Consider the following 23,432-nt stretch of genomic DNA (forward strand, 5'->3'; position numbering starts at 1 on the left):
TAAAAACGTTATATTATGATACTTAGATATAAAAATTCAAAAAAACATTTCAATATGAAAAACTTAATAATAGGAAAATTTACATTGTTTTTGCTAATAGCGTTTACAATGTTGAGTTGCTCTGATGAATTTTTAGAGCAAACCAACCCAAACGAACTTTCAACGGATAGTTTCTGGACAAGTGTAACAGATTTAAACCTAGGTTTAGTAGCTACTTACAAAGCGTTTAGTGATGCCGATAATTATAAATTTGTTGAAGAAATTAACAGAAGTGATTTATCATGGGGAAGTGGTTATCAAAGACCATTTAATACTAATGAGCAGTACTTACAAACCTTTAATGAAGCTAGTATAGCTGGTTCACAAAAATGGGCACAATTATATACTACCATTTTTTATGCAAACCAAGTTATAGAAGCATACGAAAGACTTACAGGTACGTTAAGCACTGGTGATGAAGAGGAAGCTTTAGCTATCTATGCACAAGCAAAATTTTTAAGAGCCTACATGTATTTTATTTTAAACACATCTTACAATAATGGAGATGTAATTATAATGGACAAAATACCAGTTACTGAAGCTGAATTTTATAACGATGTTTCGCCTTCTGAAGATGTAAAAGCTTTTTACCGTGCAGATTTAGAATTTGCAATGGAAAACCTTCCAGCATCATGGGAAGCTACTGAAAAAGGTAGAGTTACCTCTGGAGCTGCTGAAGCTATTTTAGGCCAGTCTTATTTATACGATGGTAAATTTGACGTTGCTGCCGATTATTTTGAAAACGTAATTAATAATTACGGTTATTCTCTTACTGAAAACATAGGAAGTAACTTTACTACTATGGATGAATTAAATGAAGAATCTATCTTAGAAGTTGTTCGTTCAACAGATTTTAATAGTGACTTAAACCAATGGGACTGGAGAGATACTGGTGCTACATCTGTACAAAAACAACTAACTGCTATTGGTGGTTGGTGGGGAGCTGTAGCTGCTAACTGGTTAATTCAAGAATACAGAAACGATCCTATTGATACATCTGACCCTAGAAATGAAGTTTATGATGAAGATGGTAACTTTGAAAGATACCGAGACGTTAGCTTACGTACATCATGGTCTGTTGCTATTGTTGAAGATAGAGATCTAGAATACTATGGGTATCCTACAACTGCTGAAGCTGCAAACTTTAATATATTTATGACTTGTTTTTGGAGAAAGCACACCAACTGGGATTTAGGTTTTGAAAGTGAAGAAGCACTTTCTCCTGGTAAAGTTAGAAGTGGTGTAAATGATAGATTACTTCGTTTAGCTGAAATCTATTTACAATATGCTGAATGTCAAATAGAAATGGGTAACATAGATGAAGCTCTACTTTATATTAACAAAGTAAGAAGACGTTCTGGAGTACAATTATTAGGTCCTGTTGGATCTGGTGAATACCCATTAAACGATCATGACAACCTTACATACGATGCCGAAAGCTTAATGGAACATTTACGTTACAAAGAATATCCTTTAGAATTATCTTGCGAAGGAAATGGTAATGGTAGAAATATTGACTTAAGAAGATGGGGAGTTAAAAAACAACGTTTTGAAGAATTATCACAAAGAAGATATGACGCTTTACATTATACATTTGTAGATTCTGAAGGTACAACAAAAACAAGATGGAGCTCTATGATTGTAGAAGTTGATCCAAGTAGCCCTGATGTAGAACCAGGAGTTAATGAATTTGAAGACGCTGCTATAAACTACCAAGAGAATGAACACGCCTATTGGAAAATACCTACTAGCGAGTTAATTACAAACCCTGCTATAAACAGTGGAGCTGAATAATCTTAATGTTTAGTTTTATTTAAACGTAAATTAAAGAAAATTTAAAGAAATGAAAAACAAAATTTTATTAATATTAGCAATAGTTGGAATCCTAGTTGGATGTGAGGATAACGACTACGACGAACCAAATACATTCTCTGATGTTGGTTTTTATACCAGTGCAGCTCAAGCAGATGAAATTCTCGTTAACATATATGATTACGTATCGTTTGTAGATGTATCTCAAGGAGAATATGAACATACTTGGACTATAGAAGAAGGAAACTTTTTTCTAGATGGGCCAATTGAAAGTAGAGATTCAGTCTATACTCAAATTTACCCTGGACAAACACTTGTTCAAGACAAAACAATTCATGTACAGTTTAACAATTCAGGTAATCAAAAAGTAAGACTACGTAATCTATTTAAAGATTCTGTAGCATTTAGAGGAAATATGTGGGACGATAACGTAGGTTCAAATGTTGACTATATATTACCTTCTGTAAAAGAAGGAGACTATTGGGTAATTGACACTACTTTTGTAGTAAAAGTATACGATACAATTATACCTGAAATTGAAGTGAGACAATTTGGTGAAGTAATTGACCATACAAGTTTAGATACAGTATATGTTGAAGCTGGTGATGTTGTTCAATTTATTGACAATACAACCATTGGAGAACCGACAGGTAGATACTGGTCTGTTCGTAAAACTTTAGAAGAAGGAGCTGTTGAAGATCCAAGTGATGTTGTCGCTTCAAGCGGTAACCAAACAGCAGATTTAGTATTTAAAAAGCTAGGAGATTTTACAGCGCGTGTAACTGTTAACAGAACAGGTCAAAACATACCTGGAGATTCTGAAACTTACATTATCCCTGCTCCTTTTAAAGTAATTCCTTCATCACAACCATTTGTGCTTACAGGAACTATAAAAGAACTTGAAGATGAAACTATTCAAATACCATTTAATGGGGAATTTGCTCCTTTCTTAGATAAAGAAGAGTTTTTTAAAGTTATTTTAGATCAAGATGGTACTACTACAGAATTAGATATTCTTTCAGTTACAATAAATGATGATGATAGTACAATTCTTGATATTGTAATGGCAGAACCAATCTATCGTCCTGATGTACTTTTTGTTTCATTATTAGAAGGTAGCGGTATCGAATCAACAGATACACGTACTCCTGTAGCTTTTTCAGATATTCAAGTACAAATGCACGATGTTAATTTATTAAGCACAACTGCTCTTTCTAGTTTTGAAGATGGAGGAGGAACAGTTTGGGCACCTCATTGGAGTAATGACAGTACTATAGATTTTACTACTGAAAAATCTTATGCTGGTGATTACAGTGCAAAATTCGACATGGTTTATGGGCAAAAAGAAGCTTCAATAAGCACTAAAGATTTTGAAACAATTAAAAACATCACAGGTGAAAATTTTGTAGTAAGCTGGAAAATGTTTATTACTGAAGATTCTAACACAGATGGTAGATCAATGGGATTATTCAGATTCCCTTCTTGGGCTCAAACTTGGGTTAACCTTGCTGACAAACCAAAAGGAGAATGGGTTACTGTAACAGGTGAGTTTAGCGCAGCTACAATTACTGGATTTTACGTAAGAATTATCCATGCTAGTTTAGAAACTGATTTAACAGTTTACTATGACGATTTTAAAGTTGTGGAGAAAGAAGAAAGACCGTAAACTTTTATAATATTTTAAAATTAAAAGCTCTGTTTAAATATATTTAAACAGAGCTTTTTTTTTAATAGAAACTATCTATTAATTTAAAAAATTATATAGTTATAAATCAAATAAATATAATTAGATAACTGGCATAAACGCACCAAAACTTCAAAAAAATAATCAGGAAACTGATAGAACATTAAATATTTTAAAAGATTTGACTACTTCTACAAATTTCACCAGAAGATCAAAAGCATGTTATAAAAATAATGGAAACATCATTTACTTATATAATTTTGCCAAAAAATCTTCTACACTTTAAAATTATACACAAACTATTTATAAAAGCCTACATATAATGTTAATCATAATAGAAATAGTACCAAAAACCATATGTTTTACAAAATAAACCATTCAATTAACTTTAATAAAACATTATTAAATAAGTTTGATAAAAAATAAATCTAAACTTAAATATGATGAAAAAATTACTATTATTGGTTGCTTTAGTAGCAACAACACTTTCTTACGGGCAATACACAATCACTTTTGATGAAGCGACCCCTGGTTACACAATTGCCGCACAAGGAACAGGACAAACAACCTCAGATAAAATTGCAAATCCAGCAACAACTGGAAATGAATCTGGTGGGGATGTACTCCGTTTCACAGTAAACGCAAATGTTGGTTTTTGGGCTTATCCATTTTTAGGCCTGAATAGTTCTGGAACACAAGTCAATAGCACTTTAGGTAAATATTTTACTTTGCAATTTCTTTCGCCTCATTCAGATGGTTCAATCTATTTTTATCCTTGGATTGGAGGAGTTAAACAATCTGCTTTTATATCGAACTTTACTGGAGCTTCAACTTCAGAATGGAAGACAATTGAATTTGATTTAACTTCAGCAACTGAAGGTTATATTTCCCGTATGGATTTTGAAATTCATACTGGCACTGAATTAGTTGCAGGAGATGTTTATTATATTGACAATATAAAACAATTGCTAAATTCAACTTTAAGCATTGAAAATGTTGCCTTAAACCATATAAAAGTTTATCCAAACCCAACAAGTGATTTTATTCACATTTCAGATTTAACTGATATTGAAACTATTTCTATTCACAATGTTTTAGGTAAAGAAGTAAAAAGCTTTAAAGCTCAAAAAACTATTGATATTTCAAATTTATCAACTGGTATTTACTATTTACAAACTAACAATGGTTTAAAAAGAAAAATTATTAAACAATAGTTTTTTAAAAAATAACAAAAAAAAGCTTTGCTTAAGCAAAGCTTTTTTTATAAAATTATTTAAGGCCTTAGAAAACATATCACACCTTATTCTTCTAATTTCAAAAATAATTTAGCTTTTATAATAATTAATTTAATAAAAATGAAAAAAATTACAACAATAGCAATTTGCTTAATTACAGCATTTAGCTTCGCTCAAAACAAACCAAGTGCTGCTTGGACAACTACTCCACCATCTTCAATTATGTTAGGAGAAAGTCTAGAATTAGAGGCAACTTGGGATGCAGGTACAAATGCTACAATTCATGATGTAAATAAAGTTCAGTTTAATTTGCAATTATTTGATGCAAATAGTCCTAAAAAAAACAAATATGAATGGTTAATGGGGCTTCAAGACAAAGAATCTTCAGGTAAAAAATCAGGAAAGTCTACAAAAACTCTACTTATAAAGAAAGACTTAAAACCATCTTCTGAATTAGCTGAAGGTCAACACTATGTAATCCGTGTAACATTTAGAACTTCAGAAAACAAATGGTTTTCATTAACAGAAAAAATAAAAATAGTTGCAGCTCCGTCTTGGTCTCTAAATTTTGAAGGAAAAGTTCCAAAACTAGAAGGTAAAAAAGCTACTGCTAAAGTGGTTAAAAACCCTTCAAAATCTGGAATAAACAGTAGTAATAAAGTTATGAAAGTAACGGTTCCTAAAGGAACATTTGAATGGGAAGTTCCTTATATGTTAGGAACAAAAATTAAATTTAACGATAAAAACGGAAAATATTTAAAATTTAAATTTTTAACTACAAGTAACTCTAACATAACTATTAAATTAGTTCCTTGGATAGATGGTTGGAGTAAAGAATTTGCTTACGCGGAAGGACCAACAACAGCTACTTTTTCAAATTTAGAATTAAATACTTGGTATGAAGCTGAAGTATTTATGGGAAATATTGAAAACAAGAAAGGAAAGTTCCCTACTCCAGGTGTCTGTAACAGATTAGACTTCAATATAAATAATACCACTAAAAAACAAAAACAAGAAGAAATTATCTATTTTGATGATTTTGAGTTAAGACAAACATCAACACTTTAAAACACAAATAACATCATTGTTTCCAAATTAACAATGGTTTAAAAAGAAAAATTATAAAACAATGAGAAAAACAATTTTAGTTGTAGCCTTATTAATTTCAGCTGTAACATTTGCACAAAAAGCAACAATAACAACATTTCCTACAGAACCTATTTCAAAAGGAGCAGTAGTTGAAGTTGAAGGAACATATAACGCAGGTGAAAACCAAACTGTTGGAGAAAATGGAGTAGCATTTGTATTAAGAGTTTTCAATACAAAAACAAAAAAGTTTGTTTGGAAAGCAAGTAATACCGATGAATCTACAAAAGGAACAAAAGAAGGTAAAGCCTCTGGAAAATTAAAAATTAGAAAAAATGTACCTACTTCTTCAGAACTTGAAGAAAATGAAGAATACAGAATTTTTATGACCTTCAAAAATTCAGCAAATCGATGGATTTCAAACTGGAAAGCCGTAACTATCGTAAAATAGTTATTAAAACCATATTCAAAAAAAAGCCTGTAACTAGTTACAGGCTTTTTTTTGTTAATTATTCTAATGTTTAAAACATATGTTGCACTGCTAAACACCTTTAAAACTTAAATTTACAATGTAAATATTCAATAAATTATTAATGAAACCATTAGCTAAACACCTCGTACTTCTAATTATATTATTGTCAACAATTTCAATAACAGCTCAATTAAAAGCAAAAACCTATAAAAAAAACAAAACGTATACTGTAAAAAAATGGGAAGTTATAGACATTAAATTTAAAAACACCTCAAAAGTAGCTTCACCATTTACTGAAAATTTTGACGCAATTTTTACTCATAAAAATGGAAATACTCAAAAAGTGTCAGGTTTTTACAATGGCAATAGCGAGTGGCTTTTAAGGTTTTCAGCTTCATTAGAAGGCGAATGGACTTTTAAAACAACTTCAAGCATAAAAAAACTTCAAAATAAAAGAGGAAAAATTATAGTTTCAAAAAACAACCAAAATAATAAAGGTGCTATAGTTTTAAATAAAGAAAATCCTCAACATTTTTATTATGAAAATGGTGATCCATATTTTTTAATGGCTTTTGAATGCGATTGGCTATATGCGTTAGATTATAAAAACAATAAAGAGATTCCAAAAACAAATCACTTTCTAGACCTATTAAACCAGAACGGTTTCAATCAAATTGTAATGAATGTTTTCTCCTATGATGTTAGCTGGAAAAAAGACGAAAAATTAAAAAAACATCCAGAACATGAATTTGGTGGACCACAAGATATTTTTCCTTTTTTAGGAAATAATAAAAACCCTGATTATTCTTCATTAAACCCCGATTTTTTTAAAAAACTAGATCGCACAATTAGTTTAATGCACGATAAAAGAATTGTTTCTCATTTAATGATTTATGTTTGGAATAAACTAGTTGCATGGCCAGATATGGATAGCAAAGCAGATAATATGTATTTTGACTATGTTGTAAAACGCTACCAAGCATTCCCAAACATTGTTTGGGATATTTCTAAAGAGGCTTTATATTATGGAAGAGCTGATGAAACCTATATTTTAAATCGAATTAAAAGGGTTAGAAAACTAGACAACTACAAACGTTTACTATCTGTTCACGACTTTAAATTTTGCTCAAAATATGCTGACAAAGTAGATTTTATTTCAACACAAGATTGGAGACATAACATTTACAATAGAATGTTAGAAGTACAAGAAAAATACAAAAACAAGCCAGTATTTAATATTGAACATGGCGGTTACGAAGAATCGCCTTACACTGTGTTTACAGGAGATTATACCAATGCAGAATATTGCTTAAGAAGAAATTACATGTGTTTATTTGCTGGCGTTTATTCAACTTATTATTGGCAAGGTGCATCTTGGAATGTTTTAATTTACAATCCTTTTGAGCAACCAGAAGATTTCTCAAAGCCTAAATTCGAATATTTTAAACACCTCACAAAACTGTTCACAAAATTCGACTTTTCAACCATGAAACCAATGCCATGGAAAAACACAAGTAGTTATAATTTAACAGACAAAAATGAAACTATACTTTTATATGTTCCAAAAGAAAATTTTGGATCTAATGTTTGGTATTTACAACCAAAACACGGCAAAAGAACTGTACAATGGTTTAACACACTAACAGGAGAATTTACCGAAGAAAAAATGGCAGGAAAAAATCAAAAACAAATCAATCCTTGGCGCTATAAAGCAGATGCTATATTAATTTCAAAAAAAATAGATTAAAAGCAAGCTTTAAACATTTAATGTACTATAAAACCCATTTGTAATTATACAAATACAGATATAACAATATTTTTACACTACAATTAAAACTTATATAAAGAAAAAACTAAAATGAAAATCAACGTAATTAAACTTTTAGGTCTCTTCTTAATAGCAATAACCATTATCTCATGTGGAGATAAAAAAACTGAAAAAAATATTGCTGAAGTACAAAAACCTAAATACGAGGCAAATTGGGAATCTATTAAAAAAAATTATAAAGATCCTGAATGGTTTAATAAAACAAAGTTCGGTATTTTTATTCATTGGGGAGCTTACACTGTTCCTGCTTATGGTTCAGAATGGTATCCAAGACACATGTATATGGATACTGCCAATTTTAATGCACAATTAGGTACAGGAAAAAAAGGCCCAACAAAAGAGTTTTTACACCATAAAGAAAAATGGGGAGATCAAAAAGTATTCGGTTACAAAGATTTTATACCAATGTTTAAAGCTGAAAAATTCAATGCTAACGAATGGATTGATTTATTTAAAAAAGCAGGTGCTAAATATGTAATTCCAGTAGCCGATCACCACGATGGTTTCGCTATGTACAAATCACATACTACGCGTTGGAATGCTTACGACATGGGACCAAAAAGAGATGTTTTAGGTGAATTATTTAAAGCAGGTAGAGAAAAAGGAATGATTATGGGAACTTCTTCACATTTTGCATTTAACTGGTCTTTCTACAATAAAAAAGATCACTTCGATACTTCTGATCCTGCATATGCCGATTTATATTCATCAAAAGGTCAAAATTTAGAAGAACCAGTTTCTGAAAAATTCAAAGAACGTTGGTGGGCAAGAACTAAAGATGTTATTGATAACTACCAACCAGATATATTATGGTTCGATTTTTATTTAGACATTCCAGACTTTGCTGACATGAGACCAAAATTAGCAGCATATTACTACAACAAAGGAATTGAATGGAATAAAGAAGTTGTTTTACAAGACAAAAACTTTTCGCACGAAGCTTTTCCAGAAGGAACCGTAATTTATGATTTAGAACGTGGTAAATTACCAGGTATTAGAAAACTTCCTTGGCAAACAGATACTTCTATTGGTAAAAATTCTTGGAGTTATGTAACCAATTGGAAATCTAAAACAGCAAATCAAATAGTTGATGATTTAGTTGATATTGTATCTAAAAATGGATGCTTACTTTTAAATGTAGGTCCAAAATCTGATGGAACTATACCTGAAGACCAAAAAGAAATTTTACTTCAAATTGGAGAATGGTTAACTGTAAATGGTGATGCTATTTACGACACTAAATATTGGGACACTTTTGGAGAAGGCCCAACTGAAGTGAAAAAAGGTCACCATTCTGAAGGAAATAACAAAGATTTATCTTCTGAAGACATTAGATTTACTCAAAAAGATGGTAAACTTTACGCAATTGTTCTAGATTGGCCTGCAGATGGGATTGTGAAAATTAAAACTTTAGGTAAAAATTCAGAGTACTCTAAAAATTTATCTATTAAAAAATTACGCCTTTTAGGAAGTGACGATGATTTAAAATTTAACCAAAACAATGATTATTTAGAAGTAAAACTTCCAAATAAAAAACCTTGTGAATACGCATTTTCATTAGAGTTTACACTTTAATTTTTTTATATTGATTTAAAAAAGTGCATTTATTTTTATAAATGTACTTTTTTTTTAAACTAAATATCATGAAAAAACCTTTAACCCAGTTCAGTATAAACACCTTTATTTTTTTCTGTGCAATCACACTTATTTTTTCCAGTTGTAAAACCGATAAAAATAACAACGTAACAGAACAAATTCCCCATGAAATAAAATTCAAATGGGATAACCTTTCACTTTCAAATGAAGAAAGAGTTGATTTACTAATTGCTGAAATGACTTTGGAAGAAAAAACATCGCAATTATTAGACATCTGCCCTCCTATTGAGCGTTTAGACATTCTAGAATACAACTGGTGGAACGAAGCTTTACACGGAGTTGCAAGGAATGGTAGAGCAACCGTATTCCCACAAGCAATAGCTTTTGGAGCAACTTTCGACGAAGAATTAATTTTAAAGGTTGGAACTGCAATTTCAGATGAAGCTAGAGCCAAATACAACGAATCCATAAAAATTGGAAATAGAAATCGTTATGCTGGTTTAACCTTCTGGTCGCCAAATGTTAATATTTTTAGAGATGCACGCTGGGGTCGTGGTCAAGAAACCTATGGAGAAGATCCTTTTTTAACAAGCAGAATTGGCGTAAACTTTGTAAAAGGTTTACAAGGAACTAATTCCAAATATATGAAAGCTGCTGCCTGTGCAAAACACTACGCAGTACATTCTGGACCTGAAGAATTTAGACACGAATTTAATGCTGTTGTAAGTAAAAAAGACTTATTTGAAACATATCTTCCTGCATTTAAAGCTTTAGTTACAGAAGCAAAAGTTGAAGGTGTAATGGGCGCTTATAACAGAACACAAGGTGAGCCTTGTTGTGGAAGTCCATATTTGTTACAAGACATTTTAAGAAAAGATTGGGGATTTGATGGATACATAGTTTCAGATTGTGGAGCTATAAGTGATTTTCACAGATTTCATAAAGTAACACAAACCGCTGAAGAATCTGCAGCATTAGCCTTAAAAAGTGGAACAACTATAAACTGCGGTAATGTTTACCAAGTATTAAAAAGCGCTTTAGATCAAAAATTAATAACTATTGAGTTAATTAACCAACGTTTAAAAGAAAGTTTATTAACTAGGTTTAAATTAGGAATGTTTGACCCAATTGGAACAAACCCTTTCGACAATATTTCTGCCGAAGTAATTGACTCTGACAAACATAGACAAATTGCAAAAGAAGTTGCGCAAAAATCTATTGTTCTATTAAAAAACAAGAATAACATTTTACCGCTAAAAAAGAATGCAAGAACAATGTATGTTGTTGGTCCTAATGCTTCAAGCCAAGAAGTATTATTGGGTAACTATTACGGTTTAACAAGTAGTACTCAAACAATTTTAGATGGTATTGTAAGCCATGTTAGCCCAGGAACAACAATTAACTACAAATCAGGAGTTTTACCTTTTAGAAACAATGTAAACCCAATCGACTGGTCTACTGGTGAAGCAGGACAATCTGAAGTTTGTATTGCTGTTATGGGTATTTCAGGCTTATTAGAAGGTGAAGAAGGTGAAGCAATTGCATCTGATGCACGTGGAGATAGAAAAAGCATTAAATTACCTCAAAATCAAATTGATTATGTTAAAAAAATTAGAGCTAAAACAAAAAATCCTATTGTATTAGTTTTAACCGGTGGAAGCCCAATTGCAATTCCAGAATTACACGATTTAGTAGATGCTATTTTATTTGTTTGGTATCCTGGTGAAGAAGGCGGAAATGCTGTTGCTGATATTTTATTTGGAGATGTACCTCCTTCAGGAAAACTACCAATTACATTCCCTAAATCTGTAGATCAATTACCTCCGTACACAGATTATAGTATGAAAGGTAGAACATACAAATACATGAGTAAAGAACCATTATATCCATTTGGGTTTGGATTGTCTTACACCTCATTTGAATACAAAAATTTAAAAATCGACAACAATTACAAAGTAACTGCTGAAATTACAAATTCAGGAAAAATTGATTCTGAAGAAGTAATTCAATTATACATCAGTTCTCCTTTAGCTGGAACAAAAGATCCTATTTACGATTTAAAATCATTTAAACGTGAGTTTATCAAAGCTGGAGAAACTAAAACAGTTACATTTAATTTAACAAAAGAAACTTTTAATCAGTTTAATACTGAAGGAGAAGAAATAATTAGAAATGGTGATTATACTGTTTATGTTGGAGGCTCTTTACCTTCCAAAAGAAGTACTGATTTAGGAGCTTCAAAAACAATTTCAACAACTGTTAAATTCCAATAAAATGAATTTTAAACATTTTAAATTTCTTCTAATTTTTACATTCATTCTCAATCAAAATTTTGCTCAAAATCTACCTTTTGGATTCCCAAAAACAGATAGAGCAAAACTTAATTTAAACCAAGATTGGAAATTTCATTTAGGAAATCCTGAAGCTAAAAATTATGAAGTTAATACTAACGATTCTAATTGGGAATCAGTAACCATACCACATACTTTAAAACTAACTTCACTTACATTAGATGGTTTAGAAGACGATAAAACACAACTAATTTTTCATAGAGAAGTTGGTTGGTACAGAAGAAATATTGAAATAAATAACACCTCAAAAAAAATATTTCTTGAATTTGAAGGAGCACACCAGGTTACAGACTTATGGGTAAATGGAAAACATGTTGGTCAATTTGCTGTTGGTGGTTACTCTCCTTTTCATTTTGATATTACAAATTTTGTAAATAAAGGAAACAATCAAATAACTTTATTAGTTGATAATAGAAGAAATGAAGTTATCCCACCAGATCCAGGTCCTTTTGATTATGTTAAGTTTAGTGGCTTATACAGAGATGTTTATTTAGTTGAAACAAATCCTGTTCACGTAACTTTTAATTGGGAAACATTAAATTCTGGAGTAAATATTACCACACCAACTATTGATGTGGTAAACAAAAATGCTGTAATTAATATTAAAACTTCAGTAAAAAATGAAAATAAAACAACTGTAGAATGCCAATTAATTACTCGAATTATAAACCAAGAAGGATTAGTTGTTCTAAAACTAGTTAATTCTTCAGAAATTAAAAGCCAACAAGAATTCCAATTCAACCAAATAGGAAGTCTTGAAGATGATGTACATTTTTGGGATACAGAAAACCCTTATTTATACAGAGTAAATAGTGTTGTTAAAATAGACAATAAACAAATAGATTTTGTTGAAAATAAAATTGGGTTACGCAAATTTGAATTAGATCCTGTCAGAGGTTTCATTTTAAACAACAAACCTATAAAACTAATTGGAGCTAACCGTCATCAACAATTTCCGTATATTGGAGATGCAGTCCCAAATTCGCTACATTATAAAGATATGCTGCAGTTTAAAGAGTTTGGTTTTAACATGGTTAGAACAGCTCATTACCCACATGATAATGCTTTAATTGATGCTTGTGATGAGTTAGGAATTTTAGTGTATGAAGAAGCTCCAACTTGGGTTTCAATTTCTCAAAACAATGTGTGGTGGAATAATTTAGAAAAAGCTGCAAGAATTTTAGTTAGAAATCATAGAAATCACCCTTCAATTGTTATGTGGGGAGCTGGTGTAAACCATAGAGGTTATGTTCCAAGAATTCATAACACTATAAAACAAGAAGATCCAACTCGACTAACCGCTTCTCAAAGCGCACGTTGGACTGGTTGGCAAACTTCTGGATTAACAGATATCAATGCAAATATGTTATATGGACCATTTATTTGGGATAGAACTGAACCAATGTTTGCAATGGAAGGAAGACATGGACCTGCAGGTGTTGCTCCGTATAAAAGAGACCCATTAATGACAGGAATTATTTCGTGGACAGCACATGCCTATTATACCTTTCATCCAACACATGCCAGAGCAAAAGATAAAGTTGACAGAACCAGAAGTGGAATGATGACAATTTTTAGATATCCTAGACCTGAATTAGATTGGTACAAAACTGAACTTAAAACTGAACCTTTTGTAAAAATTGTTGAAGATTGGAAAAAAGGTATAGAAGAAGTTACGGTATATAGCAATGCTCCTGAAGTTTCATTATTATTAAATGGAAAACTTATAGAAAAATCAAAACCAAGTGCAGATACTAGTTATGTTGGTTTAGATCATGCTCCATTTCATTTTAAAAAAATAAAATATGAAAAAGGTAATTTAATTGCAAAAGCTCATTTTAAAAATGGAAAAACTTTAGAAACTAAAAAATCAACAGCAGGAAAAGCCTATGCGTTAGAATTAAAAATTGATTCAGAAGGAAGAACTTTTGTAGCTGATAACAACGATATAATTTTAGCTTATGCAACAGTAATTGACAAAAATGGAAATATAGTATCTGATTTTAAAGAAAAAATTAAATTTTCAGTAAAAGGAGACGCATCTATAATTGGTGACAATGCAAATATTAATGCAAATCCAATGTTTACTGAATATGGAGTTGCTCCAGCATTAGTTAAAGCTGGAAAAACTACAGGAGAAATTATAATTACAGCAAAATCTAAAGGATTAAAATCTGCAAGCTCAAAAATTTCACTAGTTAAAAATAATACAAATGAAATTGAAAAACATGCATTACCCATTTACGATTTTACCACAGAAAGGGTAGATTTAGGCGCTAAAGATCAATTACTACAATTTGGATGGAATGCTTGGAACGGAAACCAAACAGGTGAAAACAGTTACTCATTTAAAAACTTTAAAGGTGTAACTGCCAAAATTTTAAACGGCTCAAATAACGGAGTTATACGTTGGTTAGGTGAAATGAATGTAATTGGAAAATATGGTTTTGCATATGGTGACGGAATAATTTCAATAGATTCTGAAGGATTTAATTTAGAATTAAAAAACCTTCCTAAAGGAATTTTTAAATTAAAAAGTTGGCATCACGCACCAAGAACCAATTCAGATTTAATGGATCCAAATAAAGAGAAAATGCAAAAACTACAAATTCATAAATTACCTTATGAAAAACAAGTTATTGTAACCTCAAAAGCTTCTATTAATAAAGTTAAAGTAATTTCAAAAGTTACAGAAGGAAAACAAATGCAATGGGATTTACCTGGAACTTCAGAAATTATAATTGAATCCGACGGAATAAATCCTGTAATAGTCAATTTTAACGGAAACGGAAATAAAGGAATATGGTTTAATGCATTCGAATTAAGCAACTGGAAATAGTTTATATGTAAATACATATTTTATTTATGAAATATAAATGTGGTAGAAATTAATCCATTTGTTATACTCTAGCACGTTCAACTAATCTATTTTAGCCAAAAAATCAGTAACATGAATTATAAACATTATACAAAACTGCTAACAGTAATAGCTGCTATCTTTTTTATAACATCTTGTAATGAATCAAAAAAAGATGAAACAAAAAAAACAGAAACTCCTGAATTTACAGCTGATTGGGAATCATTAAAAAAACATAAAACACCTGAATGGTTTTTAGATGCAAAATTTGGAATCTACTGCCATTGGGGACCATATTCTGTACCTGCTCATGAAACTGAATGGTACGCTCACTGGATGTATGTAAATGCAAATAATCCTGAAGCTAGAAATGGTAAAGCTCATAAAATATACGATTATCATGTTAAAACATATGGAACACTAGACAAATTTGGTTATAAAGATTTTATACCAATGTTTAAAGCTGAAAAATTTGATGCAGCTGAATGGGCAGACTTATTTGAAAAAGCTGGTGCTAAATTTGCTGGACCAGTTTCAGAACACGCAGATGGTTTTGCCATGTGGGATAGTGCTCTAACCGAATGGGATGCTAAAGATATGGGGCCTAAAAGAGATATTATGGGTGAATTATCTGAAGAAATTCGTAAAAGAGACATGAAATTTATTGCCACTTTCCACCGTCAATGGTTATTTGGATGGTATCCAACTTGGGATGAAACAACAGATGCTTCAGATCCAAAATACGCTGGATTATATGGTCCAAAACTAAAAAAAGGTGACAATAAAATGCCAAAAAGCAAACATCAATTAGATAATGGTGATCAAAGCTATTATCCTGTTGCTGATAAAGCTTTTAACGATGAATGGTTAAACCGTTTAAAAGAAATTATCAATAAATACAATCCAGATTTAGTATGGTTCGACAATAAAATGGATGTAATTAGCGAAGAACATAGAAAAGAGTTTTTAGAATATTATTACAATCATGCAGCAAAAAATAACCAAGAAGTAGTTTCTACATATAAATTTTACGATTTTGCTGAAGGTTCTGCAGTCTATGATTTAGAACGTGCTAGAATGAGTGAAAAGAAAGATTTCCCTTGGTTAACAGATGATTCTATTGATTGGAAAGCTTGGTGTCACATCGATGATCCAAAATACAAATCTACCAATAGACTTATTGACTTTTTAGTGGATGTTGTTAGCAAAAATGGAGCAGTTTTATTAAACATTACTCCAAGAGCGGACGGAACAATTCCAGAGCCAGTAAAAGAACGTTTATTAGAAATGGGACAATGGTTAAAAGTAAATGGTGAAGCTATTTATGGAACAAGAACTTTTGAAATTTATGGTGAAGGTGATGCTGAAGTTGTTGAAGGACATTTAAGCGAAGAAAAAAATGCTGATAACACAGCAAAAGATATTCGTTTCACAACTAAAGGAGACGTTTTATATGCAATTGTTTTAGATTGGCCAGAAGGTAAAGAATTGAATATTCGTTCTTTAAAAGAAGGTAATAAATTATTTACTTCAGATATTGAGTCTATTCAAATGCTTGGGAACGAAGGTAATCTAGAATTTACAAAAAAAGATGAAGCACTAACAATTAAATTACCTTCTAAAGTTGGTAAGCATGCTTTTTCATTTAAAATAACACCAAAAAGATAATTTAATAATTCTCTATATTAATTTATAAAAGGCCTTGAAAATATTTTTTAAGGCTTTTTTAATTATTTAAATTTGAAAATGAAAAAAATTCTAACCATACTACTTATCACATTCGTTCATTTATACAATTATAGTCAAGAAATTATTCCTTTATGGAAAACAGTTCCAAATCAAATTTCTTCTTCAGAAAAAGAAATTTCTAAAAGAGATCGTATTTTACATATCTCGAATGTTCAAAACCCATCAATTTCTGTTTTTTTAACACCAGATAGCTTAAACACAAAAAAAGCAGTTATTATTTGCCCTGGAGGTGGTTACGGAAATCTTTCATTCGAATACGAAGGTACTGAATTTGCAACTTGGCTAAATTCTAAAGGAATTAATGCTTTTGTATTAAAATATCGATTACCAAAATCTAAATCTATAATAGAAAAACATAAAGCTCCATTGCAAGATATTCAAAGAGCTATTAGAATTGTTAGATTCAATTCAGAAAAATGGAATATTGATTCTACCAAAATTGGACTGCTAGGATTTTCAGCTGGAGGTCATTTAGTTTCCACTGCAGGAACACATTTTAACGAAGTTATTTACACTAAATCAGATACAATAGATAGTGTTTCAGCAAAACCTAATTTTATGGGACTTATCTACCCTGTAATATCCATGAGAGATTCAATTACACATAACGGATCAAGATTTAATTTACTAGGTAAAAACCCAACAGATAGTTTAAAAAAGCATTTCTCAAATGAACTACAAGTAAAAGAAAACACACCTCCAACATTTTTAGTCCATGCTACAGATGACAAAGCAGTTCCTGTAAATAACTCCATTTTATTTTACCAAGCACTAACTAAAAAAAATATCCCTGTAGAACTACACATTTATCCGTTTGGTGGTCATGGATTTGCTTTTGCAGAAACTAAAAAACCATTGAATAATTGGCCCAACTTATTTCTTGATTGGCTAGGTGAACACTAGTAAAACTCATTAGTTATACTCTATTAATCATTTGTTAATAATTCACTGTTCTTGATAAAGTAAATTTGTAATGGTAAAATTACTGTGGATACAAATTACTTAAATAATGGTATTTACATGCTTGAAATTAAAACTGAACATTCAACAAAACGATTAAAAATTATAAAAAATTAATACATGCTATGAATACTTTTTTTAAATCCACATTAACCGCTTTTACGTTATTCATTGTTAGCCATACATCAATAATAGCGCAAGATATTGTTGATATTAATTTAGATGTAAAACATTCAGTTGGTGGAGTTTCAGAACTTGACCGATCAAAATATCTAATGGTTCATGCCGGTATTAATGATAGTGAGTGGCCAAGTGATGAATATCAAAGAGAATTTCTAGAAGATTTTGATACTTATTTAGGTAGAAATAACGGTAGTTTACCTTGGAATTTATCTATCTGTGAAGAAGATCCTGACAAACCTGGATGGCCAAGTATTAGTTATTTACAATCTAAAGGAGCCACAGCTATTACCAACTATATAAACAACACTAGCCAACACAAATACGAAAATAGAATTAGTCGCTATATGATTGGCGGACAAGAGGGAATGTATCCAAATGGAGAAAATGAAATTGGACCTAATGGTGCAAAATGGACTATGGCAAAAGAAGGTTATGCTCCGTTAGCAGAATTTTTTGCTAATTATTTTAAATATTTTCATGGTAATGGAGGAACAACTGGTGAACCATTACCTACATATATTGAAGTGATGAACGAGCCTTTTGTAAAAGCAAATAGTTTAGGAACTACAAGAGAAAATCTTTCAGAAATGTATAGAGTAGTTTCAGAAAGAATTAAAGAATTAAATCCTACTGCTAAAGTGGGTGGTTATAGTGCTGCGCATCCAGCATACGAAGCATCAGATTTTCAACATTGGGAAAACAACTGGAAAACATTTATCGATATTGCTGGTGAAGAAATGGATTTCTTTTCATTGCATTTATATGACAACGTTCAAAAACAAGACGAAGGTCAGTACCGCGCCGGTAGTAATGTAGAAGCTATTTTAGATATGGTAGAACATTACGAGTATTTAAAATTAGGAGAAGTAAAACCTTTTTGCCTTTCGGAATATGGTTGTTTAAATACTGAAGGTGAACTATATACTAAAGAAAGAGATTGGCACAACCTACGTTCGTTCTCTACTATGATTATGCAGTTTTTAGAAAGACCTGATGTAATTGACCAAGCTTTACCTTTTATTCTTTTAAAAGCAAATTGGTGGAGTCCATCAGGCACTCAAGATCCAGATGCTAAATATGCACATAGATTATTTAGACAAAAAAAGGAACTAGAAGGCGAAACAGGTGATGAATGGGTGTATACTGAAATTGTAAAATTCTACCAACTTTGGGCAAATGTAAATGGAACTAGAGTCGACACAAAAGCAAGTAATTTAGACACTCAAATTGATACTTATGTAAATGACAATAAAGCTTATGTAATCATTAACAACATGCATCATGAAGCACGAACTGTAGATTTAAGTTTAAAAGGATTGGGTGATGCTACAATTGAAAGTATTTTAATAAAACATCTTCACGCTGAAAACAACGGAGTTCCTGCGTTAGATGAATCAACAATTACAACGCCTATTGACAGAATTAATATTGGAAGAGAAGCAACCATTATTTTAGAATATACCTTTGATAAAAATATTGCCATTGGAGAAACTTCAAATGAAACAAAATACTTTGCTGATACTTATTTAAAACCTATTACTGCAAATCAGGAAATTAACTTTAATATTAACGGTGTAACTACTTCAACAAACGGAGAAGCAATTTTACGTTTAGGTGTTGGGAGAGATCACGGAAAATCCTTAAACCCAACTATTAAAATAAACAATACTGAAATTGAGGTTCCAACCAATTGGAGAGGAAATGATCAACATGGAAGAGATGAATTTTTTGGAGTATTAGAAATTGAATTTCCATATAATTTATTACAAACTAATAATGCTATTTCTATCAATTTTCCAGATACAGGAGGACATGTAAGTAGTTTAACTTTACAAGCGTTTTCTTTTAGTAAAAATATAGAAAGAAGTGAAGAAGTTGTAAAAATTGGAAGCGATAATTTTTCAATTCAAACTATTGGAGAAACTTGTAACAATCAAAATAATGGAATGGTAACTATTGCCACTAACCAAAATCTTAATTATACAGCTACTATTAAAGATTTAAGTTTAAGTAAAACTTTTAACCAAAATGCATCTTTTGAAAATTTAGCACCAGGTGAACATGAACTTTGTATTACCTTAACTGAAATACCAGATTATAAACAATGCTTTACGGTAATTATTCCTGAAGTAGCTGCTTTAAAAGTTTCATCAAAAGTGAATGAAACAGCAAAATCTATCAACTTAAATTTAGAAGGAAGTGAAACTTACTATATCACTATTAATAACAAAGCATATACTTCAACAAACGCTTTTATTGAATTACCATTGATAAACGGAAGTAATAGTATTGAAATTAAAGCAGAAAAAGAATGCCAAGGAGTATATAAAAAACAAATATACATTGGTAGTGAAATTATTGCTTACCCAAACCCAATTAAAGATAATTTCACTATTGATTTAGGTATTGACCAAAGTAAAACAGCTATTGTAAATTTAATTTCGAACCTAGGAACTTTAGTGTTTTCGAAAAAATATGATGTTTCAAATGGAAAAATAGAATTAAATACATCTAACTTAACTAATGGTATTTATATACTTTCTGTTGAAACGCTTCAAACTTCAAAAAATATTAAAATTATTAAACAATAATTTATGAAAAAATTATCGATTCTTGCCTCACTCCTATTTGTTATTCAGGTTTGTATTGCTCAAAACCCACTAGTTACACATATGTTTACGGCTGATCCAACAGCCAGAGTTTTTGATGGAAAATTATATGTTTACCCTTCAAGTGACACCTATCCTCCTGCAGGTAGAGAAAAAGAATTTCCTCGTTTTTGTATGCCTGGTTATCACGCTTTTTCATTAGAAAATGGTTCTACATGGAAAGATCATGGTTGGATATTAAAAGAAAACGATGTGCCTTGGGGAGACAAAGATACTTTTGCAATGTGGGCTCCAGATTGCATTAAAAAAGGTGACACTTATTATTATTACTTTCCTGCAAAACCAAAAGATGGTTCTTCGTTTAGAAGAATTGGTGTAGGAACGTCAAAAAATCCAACTGGTCCGTTTAAGTGGGAGAAAAGTTATATTGAAGGTGTAAGTGGAATTGATCCAGGTTTATTTATTGATGACAACGAAAAAGGTTATTTATACTTTGGAGGAGGAAAAGAATTATTTGTAGCTCCTTTAAAAGATAACATGAAAGAAATTAGTGCAAAACCAATAAAAGTGGAAGGTTTACCTGCCGGTTACAAAGAAGGTTCTTTCGCCTTTAAAAAAGATGGTATTTACTATTTTACATTTGCGCACGTTTTTCCAGATGAAGGTTATACTATTGGTTATGCTACAGCTAAAAACCCTTTAGGACCTTTTACATATCAAGGAAAAATAATGGACAATATTGGAAACGGAACCAATCATCATTCCATTGTAAAGTATAACGGTGAGTGGATATTGTTTTATCACTGGTGGGATATAAGTGGTTATAACAAATTACGTTCAATGCGAGCAGATTATATAACTTTTAAAAAAGATGGAACCATAAAAAAAGTAAAACCTACTATAAGAGGTATTGGGATTCCTAAAGTAGGTGACACTATTCAAATTGATCGTTACAATGAAATTTCAAAAGCTAATATTGCATTTGTTGGTGGAGAGAATGAGCCAAATGGTTGGATGGTTTGTGATACTAAAATGATGAGTTCCGTTCAATTTAATAAGGTTGATTTTGGTAATGGAGAAGCAACAAAAATCGAAGCTCGTGTGGCTAGCGGCCAACGTATAGGTAGCTTTGAAATACATTTAGGAAACCCAAAAGGAAAATTAATTGCAACATTTCCTATTGAATATACTGGAGGATGGAGCACTTGGAAAACTATAGAAACCGAACTTACTGAAAAAGTAACTGGAATTCAAAATATTGTAGTTGTTTTTAAATCTGATTGGGGTTCAGAAAAAGCTGTAAATTTAAACTGGTTAAAACTTAAATAATGAATTTTAAAAAACTATTAATTTTGGGTGTTGTATTAATTTCAACAACCCTATTTTCACAAGAACTTGCATTGAGCGAAGCCGAAAGTAAACCTAATGTAATCGTAATTTTAGCTGACGATATAGGTTCTGGAGACATTTCACATTATAGAAGAATCCATTCTAATAATATTATTGTTGAAACGCCAACTATAGATAAATTAGCTAAAGAAGGTAAAATTTTTACAGACGCACATTCTCCAGCTGCTTTATGCGCTCCTACTCGTTATGCAATAATGACAGGAAACCATTGCTACAGAAGTTATGCTCCATCAGGTGTTTGGGGTTGTTACCAACCTTCTCCTATTGAAAAAAACCAATTAACTTTAGGTAAACTAATGAAACAAGCTGGTTACAAAACTTCCTTTTTTGGGAAATGGGGATTTGGAATGGATTTCGCAAGAAAAGACAATCCAAATGAAGTTTATAAAAGCCCAAGAAAAGAGCATGAAACTGATGTAGATATAAGTAAAGTTATTGACAGAGGTCCTGTGCAAAATGGATTTGATTACAGTTTTATGTATCCTGCAGGAATTCAAGCAGAACCTTATGCCGTATATGAAAACGGTGTAATGGCTCCTTTAAAAGAAGATTCAGAAATTGTTCTAATTACTCAAAAATACGCAAGTAACCTTGGCTTTAAATTAGATAAAAAAGAAGGTTTAGGAGATAGTAATTGGGATCCACACAATGCTGGAACACTACTAATTAACAAAGCTGTTGATTTTATTGAAAAAAATAGTGAAACAAATGAGCCTTTCTTTATGTATTATTGCTCTCAAGCAGTTCACAAACCACATACACCTTCAAAAAAATTGAATGGAACCAAAATTGCAGGCACTACTCCATCTAGCCATTTAGATATGGTGAAAGAATTAGATATTCAAGTGGAGATGATGGTTCAAACATTGAAAAAACAAGGAATTTATGACAATACGTTAATCATTTTCACATCAGATAATGGAGGTTTATTGATTAAAAAAACTATGGCCTCAAAACATAAATCAAGTGATATTTATAGAGGTGGAAAAAATCAAATGTATGAAGGTGGAACACGAGTTCCTTTTATTGCTTGGTGGCCAAGTAAAATTAAAGCGAATACGGTATCTAACACTCCAATATTAGGAATTGATATTATGGCTACGCTAGCTAATTTAACCAACCAAAATATTGAAGAAAACCAAGCTATGGATTCTTCAAACCTATTGCCTATTTTACTAGATGCTAAAGATATTGAACCTCACCCATTTTTAATTACACAAAGTGGGACAGGAAAACAAGTTATGATTACTGAAAATGGATGGAAATTGATTATTCAGATTGATAAAAAAGATAAAACTTTTAAAAAGAGAACTCCATTTGCTTTGTTTAATCTTAACAAAAACATCTCTGAAAATGAGAATCAAAACCTTATTAATAATCCTAAATACCAAAATAAAGTAAAAGAGCTATTTGAAAAGTACAACCAAACTAGAGATAGCAAAGTAAAAACAGGAAAAAGTTAAAGTACCAAGTAACAAATTCAACTAAAAACTTAAAAAGAGGCCAACAAATTGTTGTCCTCTTTTTTTTAAACTATCTTACCAATAATTTCAAAATTAGT

At 31.0% G+C, this 23,432-nt stretch carries 15 protein-coding genes; all 15 read left to right on the forward strand.

Annotated features, from left to right (window positions below; genetic code table 11):
* The first annotated feature begins 54 nt into the window (after positions 1 to 54).
* The 15 genes from R3X25_RS01070 to R3X25_RS01135 all read left to right on the forward strand — a co-directional run bounded on the left by R3X25_RS01070 (position 55) and on the right by R3X25_RS01135 (position 23,334).
* Positions 55 to 1,833, forward strand: a complete 1,779-nt coding sequence (locus R3X25_RS01070; protein WP_317670984.1) for a RagB/SusD family nutrient uptake outer membrane protein — start codon at positions 55 to 57, stop codon at positions 1,831 to 1,833.
* 49 nt (positions 1,834 to 1,882) lie between these two features.
* A complete protein-coding gene (locus R3X25_RS01075) occupies positions 1,883 to 3,517 on the forward strand; it encodes a hypothetical protein (protein WP_317670986.1) in 1,635 nt (544 codons plus the stop codon).
* 461 nt (positions 3,518 to 3,978) lie between these two features.
* The gene (locus tag R3X25_RS01080) at positions 3,979 to 4,749 is read left to right on the forward strand and encodes a T9SS type A sorting domain-containing protein (RefSeq protein ID WP_317670988.1); all 771 of its coding nucleotides are present in this window, start codon (positions 3,979 to 3,981) and stop codon (positions 4,747 to 4,749) included.
* A 141-nt stretch (positions 4,750 to 4,890) separates the two neighbouring features.
* On the forward strand, positions 4,891 to 5,838 hold the full coding sequence (locus tag R3X25_RS01085; protein ID WP_317670990.1) for a hypothetical protein: 948 nt from the start codon (positions 4,891 to 4,893) through the stop codon (positions 5,836 to 5,838).
* Positions 5,839 to 5,899: 61 nt separating this feature from the next.
* Positions 5,900 to 6,307: a hypothetical protein gene (locus tag R3X25_RS01090; RefSeq protein WP_317670992.1), complete on the forward strand. Its 408-nt coding sequence runs from the start codon at positions 5,900 to 5,902 to the stop codon at positions 6,305 to 6,307.
* 142 nt (positions 6,308 to 6,449) lie between these two features.
* The gene (locus tag R3X25_RS01095) at positions 6,450 to 8,075 is read left to right on the forward strand and encodes a DUF5060 domain-containing protein (RefSeq protein ID WP_317670994.1); all 1,626 of its coding nucleotides are present in this window, start codon (positions 6,450 to 6,452) and stop codon (positions 8,073 to 8,075) included.
* A 111-nt stretch (positions 8,076 to 8,186) separates the two neighbouring features.
* A complete protein-coding gene (locus R3X25_RS01100; protein ID WP_317670996.1) occupies positions 8,187 to 9,731 on the forward strand; it encodes an alpha-L-fucosidase in 1,545 nt (514 codons plus the stop codon).
* Between the two features lie 68 nt (positions 9,732 to 9,799).
* Entirely contained in the window at positions 9,800 to 12,025 is a 2,226-nt protein-coding gene (locus R3X25_RS01105; protein WP_317670998.1) for a glycoside hydrolase family 3 C-terminal domain-containing protein, read from the forward strand.
* Between the two features lies 1 nt (position 12,026).
* The gene (locus R3X25_RS01110) at positions 12,027 to 14,942 is read left to right on the forward strand and encodes a glycoside hydrolase family 2 protein (RefSeq protein WP_317671000.1); all 2,916 of its coding nucleotides are present in this window, start codon (positions 12,027 to 12,029) and stop codon (positions 14,940 to 14,942) included.
* 111 nt (positions 14,943 to 15,053) lie between these two features.
* Positions 15,054 to 16,628: an alpha-L-fucosidase gene (locus R3X25_RS01115; protein WP_317671002.1), complete on the forward strand. Its 1,575-nt coding sequence runs from the start codon at positions 15,054 to 15,056 to the stop codon at positions 16,626 to 16,628.
* Between the two features lie 78 nt (positions 16,629 to 16,706).
* A complete protein-coding gene (locus tag R3X25_RS01120) occupies positions 16,707 to 17,612 on the forward strand; it encodes an alpha/beta hydrolase (RefSeq protein ID WP_317671004.1) in 906 nt (301 codons plus the stop codon).
* 84 nt (positions 17,613 to 17,696) lie between these two features.
* Positions 17,697 to 17,786 carry a hypothetical protein gene (locus tag R3X25_RS15215; RefSeq protein ID WP_411556554.1) on the forward strand — a complete coding sequence of 30 codons (90 nt, stop codon included), beginning with the start codon at positions 17,697 to 17,699 and terminating at the stop codon, positions 17,784 to 17,786.
* Between the two features lie 8 nt (positions 17,787 to 17,794).
* A complete protein-coding gene (locus tag R3X25_RS01125) occupies positions 17,795 to 20,443 on the forward strand; it encodes a T9SS type A sorting domain-containing protein (protein WP_317671006.1) in 2,649 nt (882 codons plus the stop codon).
* A 3-nt stretch (positions 20,444 to 20,446) separates the two neighbouring features.
* Positions 20,447 to 21,790 (forward strand): family 43 glycosylhydrolase, encoded by a 1,344-nt coding sequence (locus R3X25_RS01130; RefSeq protein ID WP_317671008.1) that lies wholly within the window; start codon positions 20,447 to 20,449, stop codon positions 21,788 to 21,790.
* Positions 21,790 to 23,334 (forward strand): arylsulfatase, encoded by a 1,545-nt coding sequence (locus R3X25_RS01135; RefSeq protein WP_317671010.1) that lies wholly within the window; start codon positions 21,790 to 21,792, stop codon positions 23,332 to 23,334. The genes R3X25_RS01130 and R3X25_RS01135 overlap by 1 nt, the downstream gene beginning before the upstream one ends.
* Positions 23,335 to 23,432 lie beyond the last annotated feature (98 nt).

It is taken from the genome of Lutibacter sp. TH_r2, from assembly GCF_033101135.1.
Taxonomy (GTDB): domain Bacteria; phylum Bacteroidota; class Bacteroidia; order Flavobacteriales; family Flavobacteriaceae; genus Lutibacter.

Excerpts from the sequence above, each read along its gene's own strand:
- R3X25_RS01110 (WP_317671000.1), top strand. The coding sequence starts at position 12,027 with ATGAATTTTAAACATTTTAAATTTCTTCTAATTTTTACATTCATTCTC.
- R3X25_RS01080 (WP_317670988.1), top strand. The coding sequence starts at position 3,979 with ATGAAAAAATTACTATTATTGGTTGCTTTAGTAGCAACAACACTTTCT.
- R3X25_RS01130 (WP_317671008.1), top strand. The coding sequence starts at position 20,447 with ATGAAAAAATTATCGATTCTTGCCTCACTCCTATTTGTTATTCAGGTT.
- R3X25_RS01100 (WP_317670996.1), top strand. The coding sequence starts at position 8,187 with ATGAAAATCAACGTAATTAAACTTTTAGGTCTCTTCTTAATAGCAATA.
- R3X25_RS01070 (WP_317670984.1), top strand. The coding sequence starts at position 55 with ATGAAAAACTTAATAATAGGAAAATTTACATTGTTTTTGCTAATAGCG.
- R3X25_RS01075 (WP_317670986.1), top strand. The coding sequence starts at position 1,883 with ATGAAAAACAAAATTTTATTAATATTAGCAATAGTTGGAATCCTAGTT.
- R3X25_RS01115 (WP_317671002.1), top strand. The coding sequence starts at position 15,054 with ATGAATTATAAACATTATACAAAACTGCTAACAGTAATAGCTGCTATC.
- R3X25_RS01090 (WP_317670992.1), top strand. The coding sequence starts at position 5,900 with ATGAGAAAAACAATTTTAGTTGTAGCCTTATTAATTTCAGCTGTAACA.
- R3X25_RS01135 (WP_317671010.1), top strand. The coding sequence starts at position 21,790 with ATGAATTTTAAAAAACTATTAATTTTGGGTGTTGTATTAATTTCAACA.
- R3X25_RS01105 (WP_317670998.1), top strand. The coding sequence starts at position 9,800 with ATGAAAAAACCTTTAACCCAGTTCAGTATAAACACCTTTATTTTTTTC.
- R3X25_RS01095 (WP_317670994.1), top strand. The coding sequence starts at position 6,450 with ATGAAACCATTAGCTAAACACCTCGTACTTCTAATTATATTATTGTCA.
- R3X25_RS01085 (WP_317670990.1), top strand. The coding sequence starts at position 4,891 with ATGAAAAAAATTACAACAATAGCAATTTGCTTAATTACAGCATTTAGC.
- R3X25_RS01125 (WP_317671006.1), top strand. The coding sequence starts at position 17,795 with ATGAATACTTTTTTTAAATCCACATTAACCGCTTTTACGTTATTCATT.
- R3X25_RS01120 (WP_317671004.1), top strand. The coding sequence starts at position 16,707 with ATGAAAAAAATTCTAACCATACTACTTATCACATTCGTTCATTTATAC.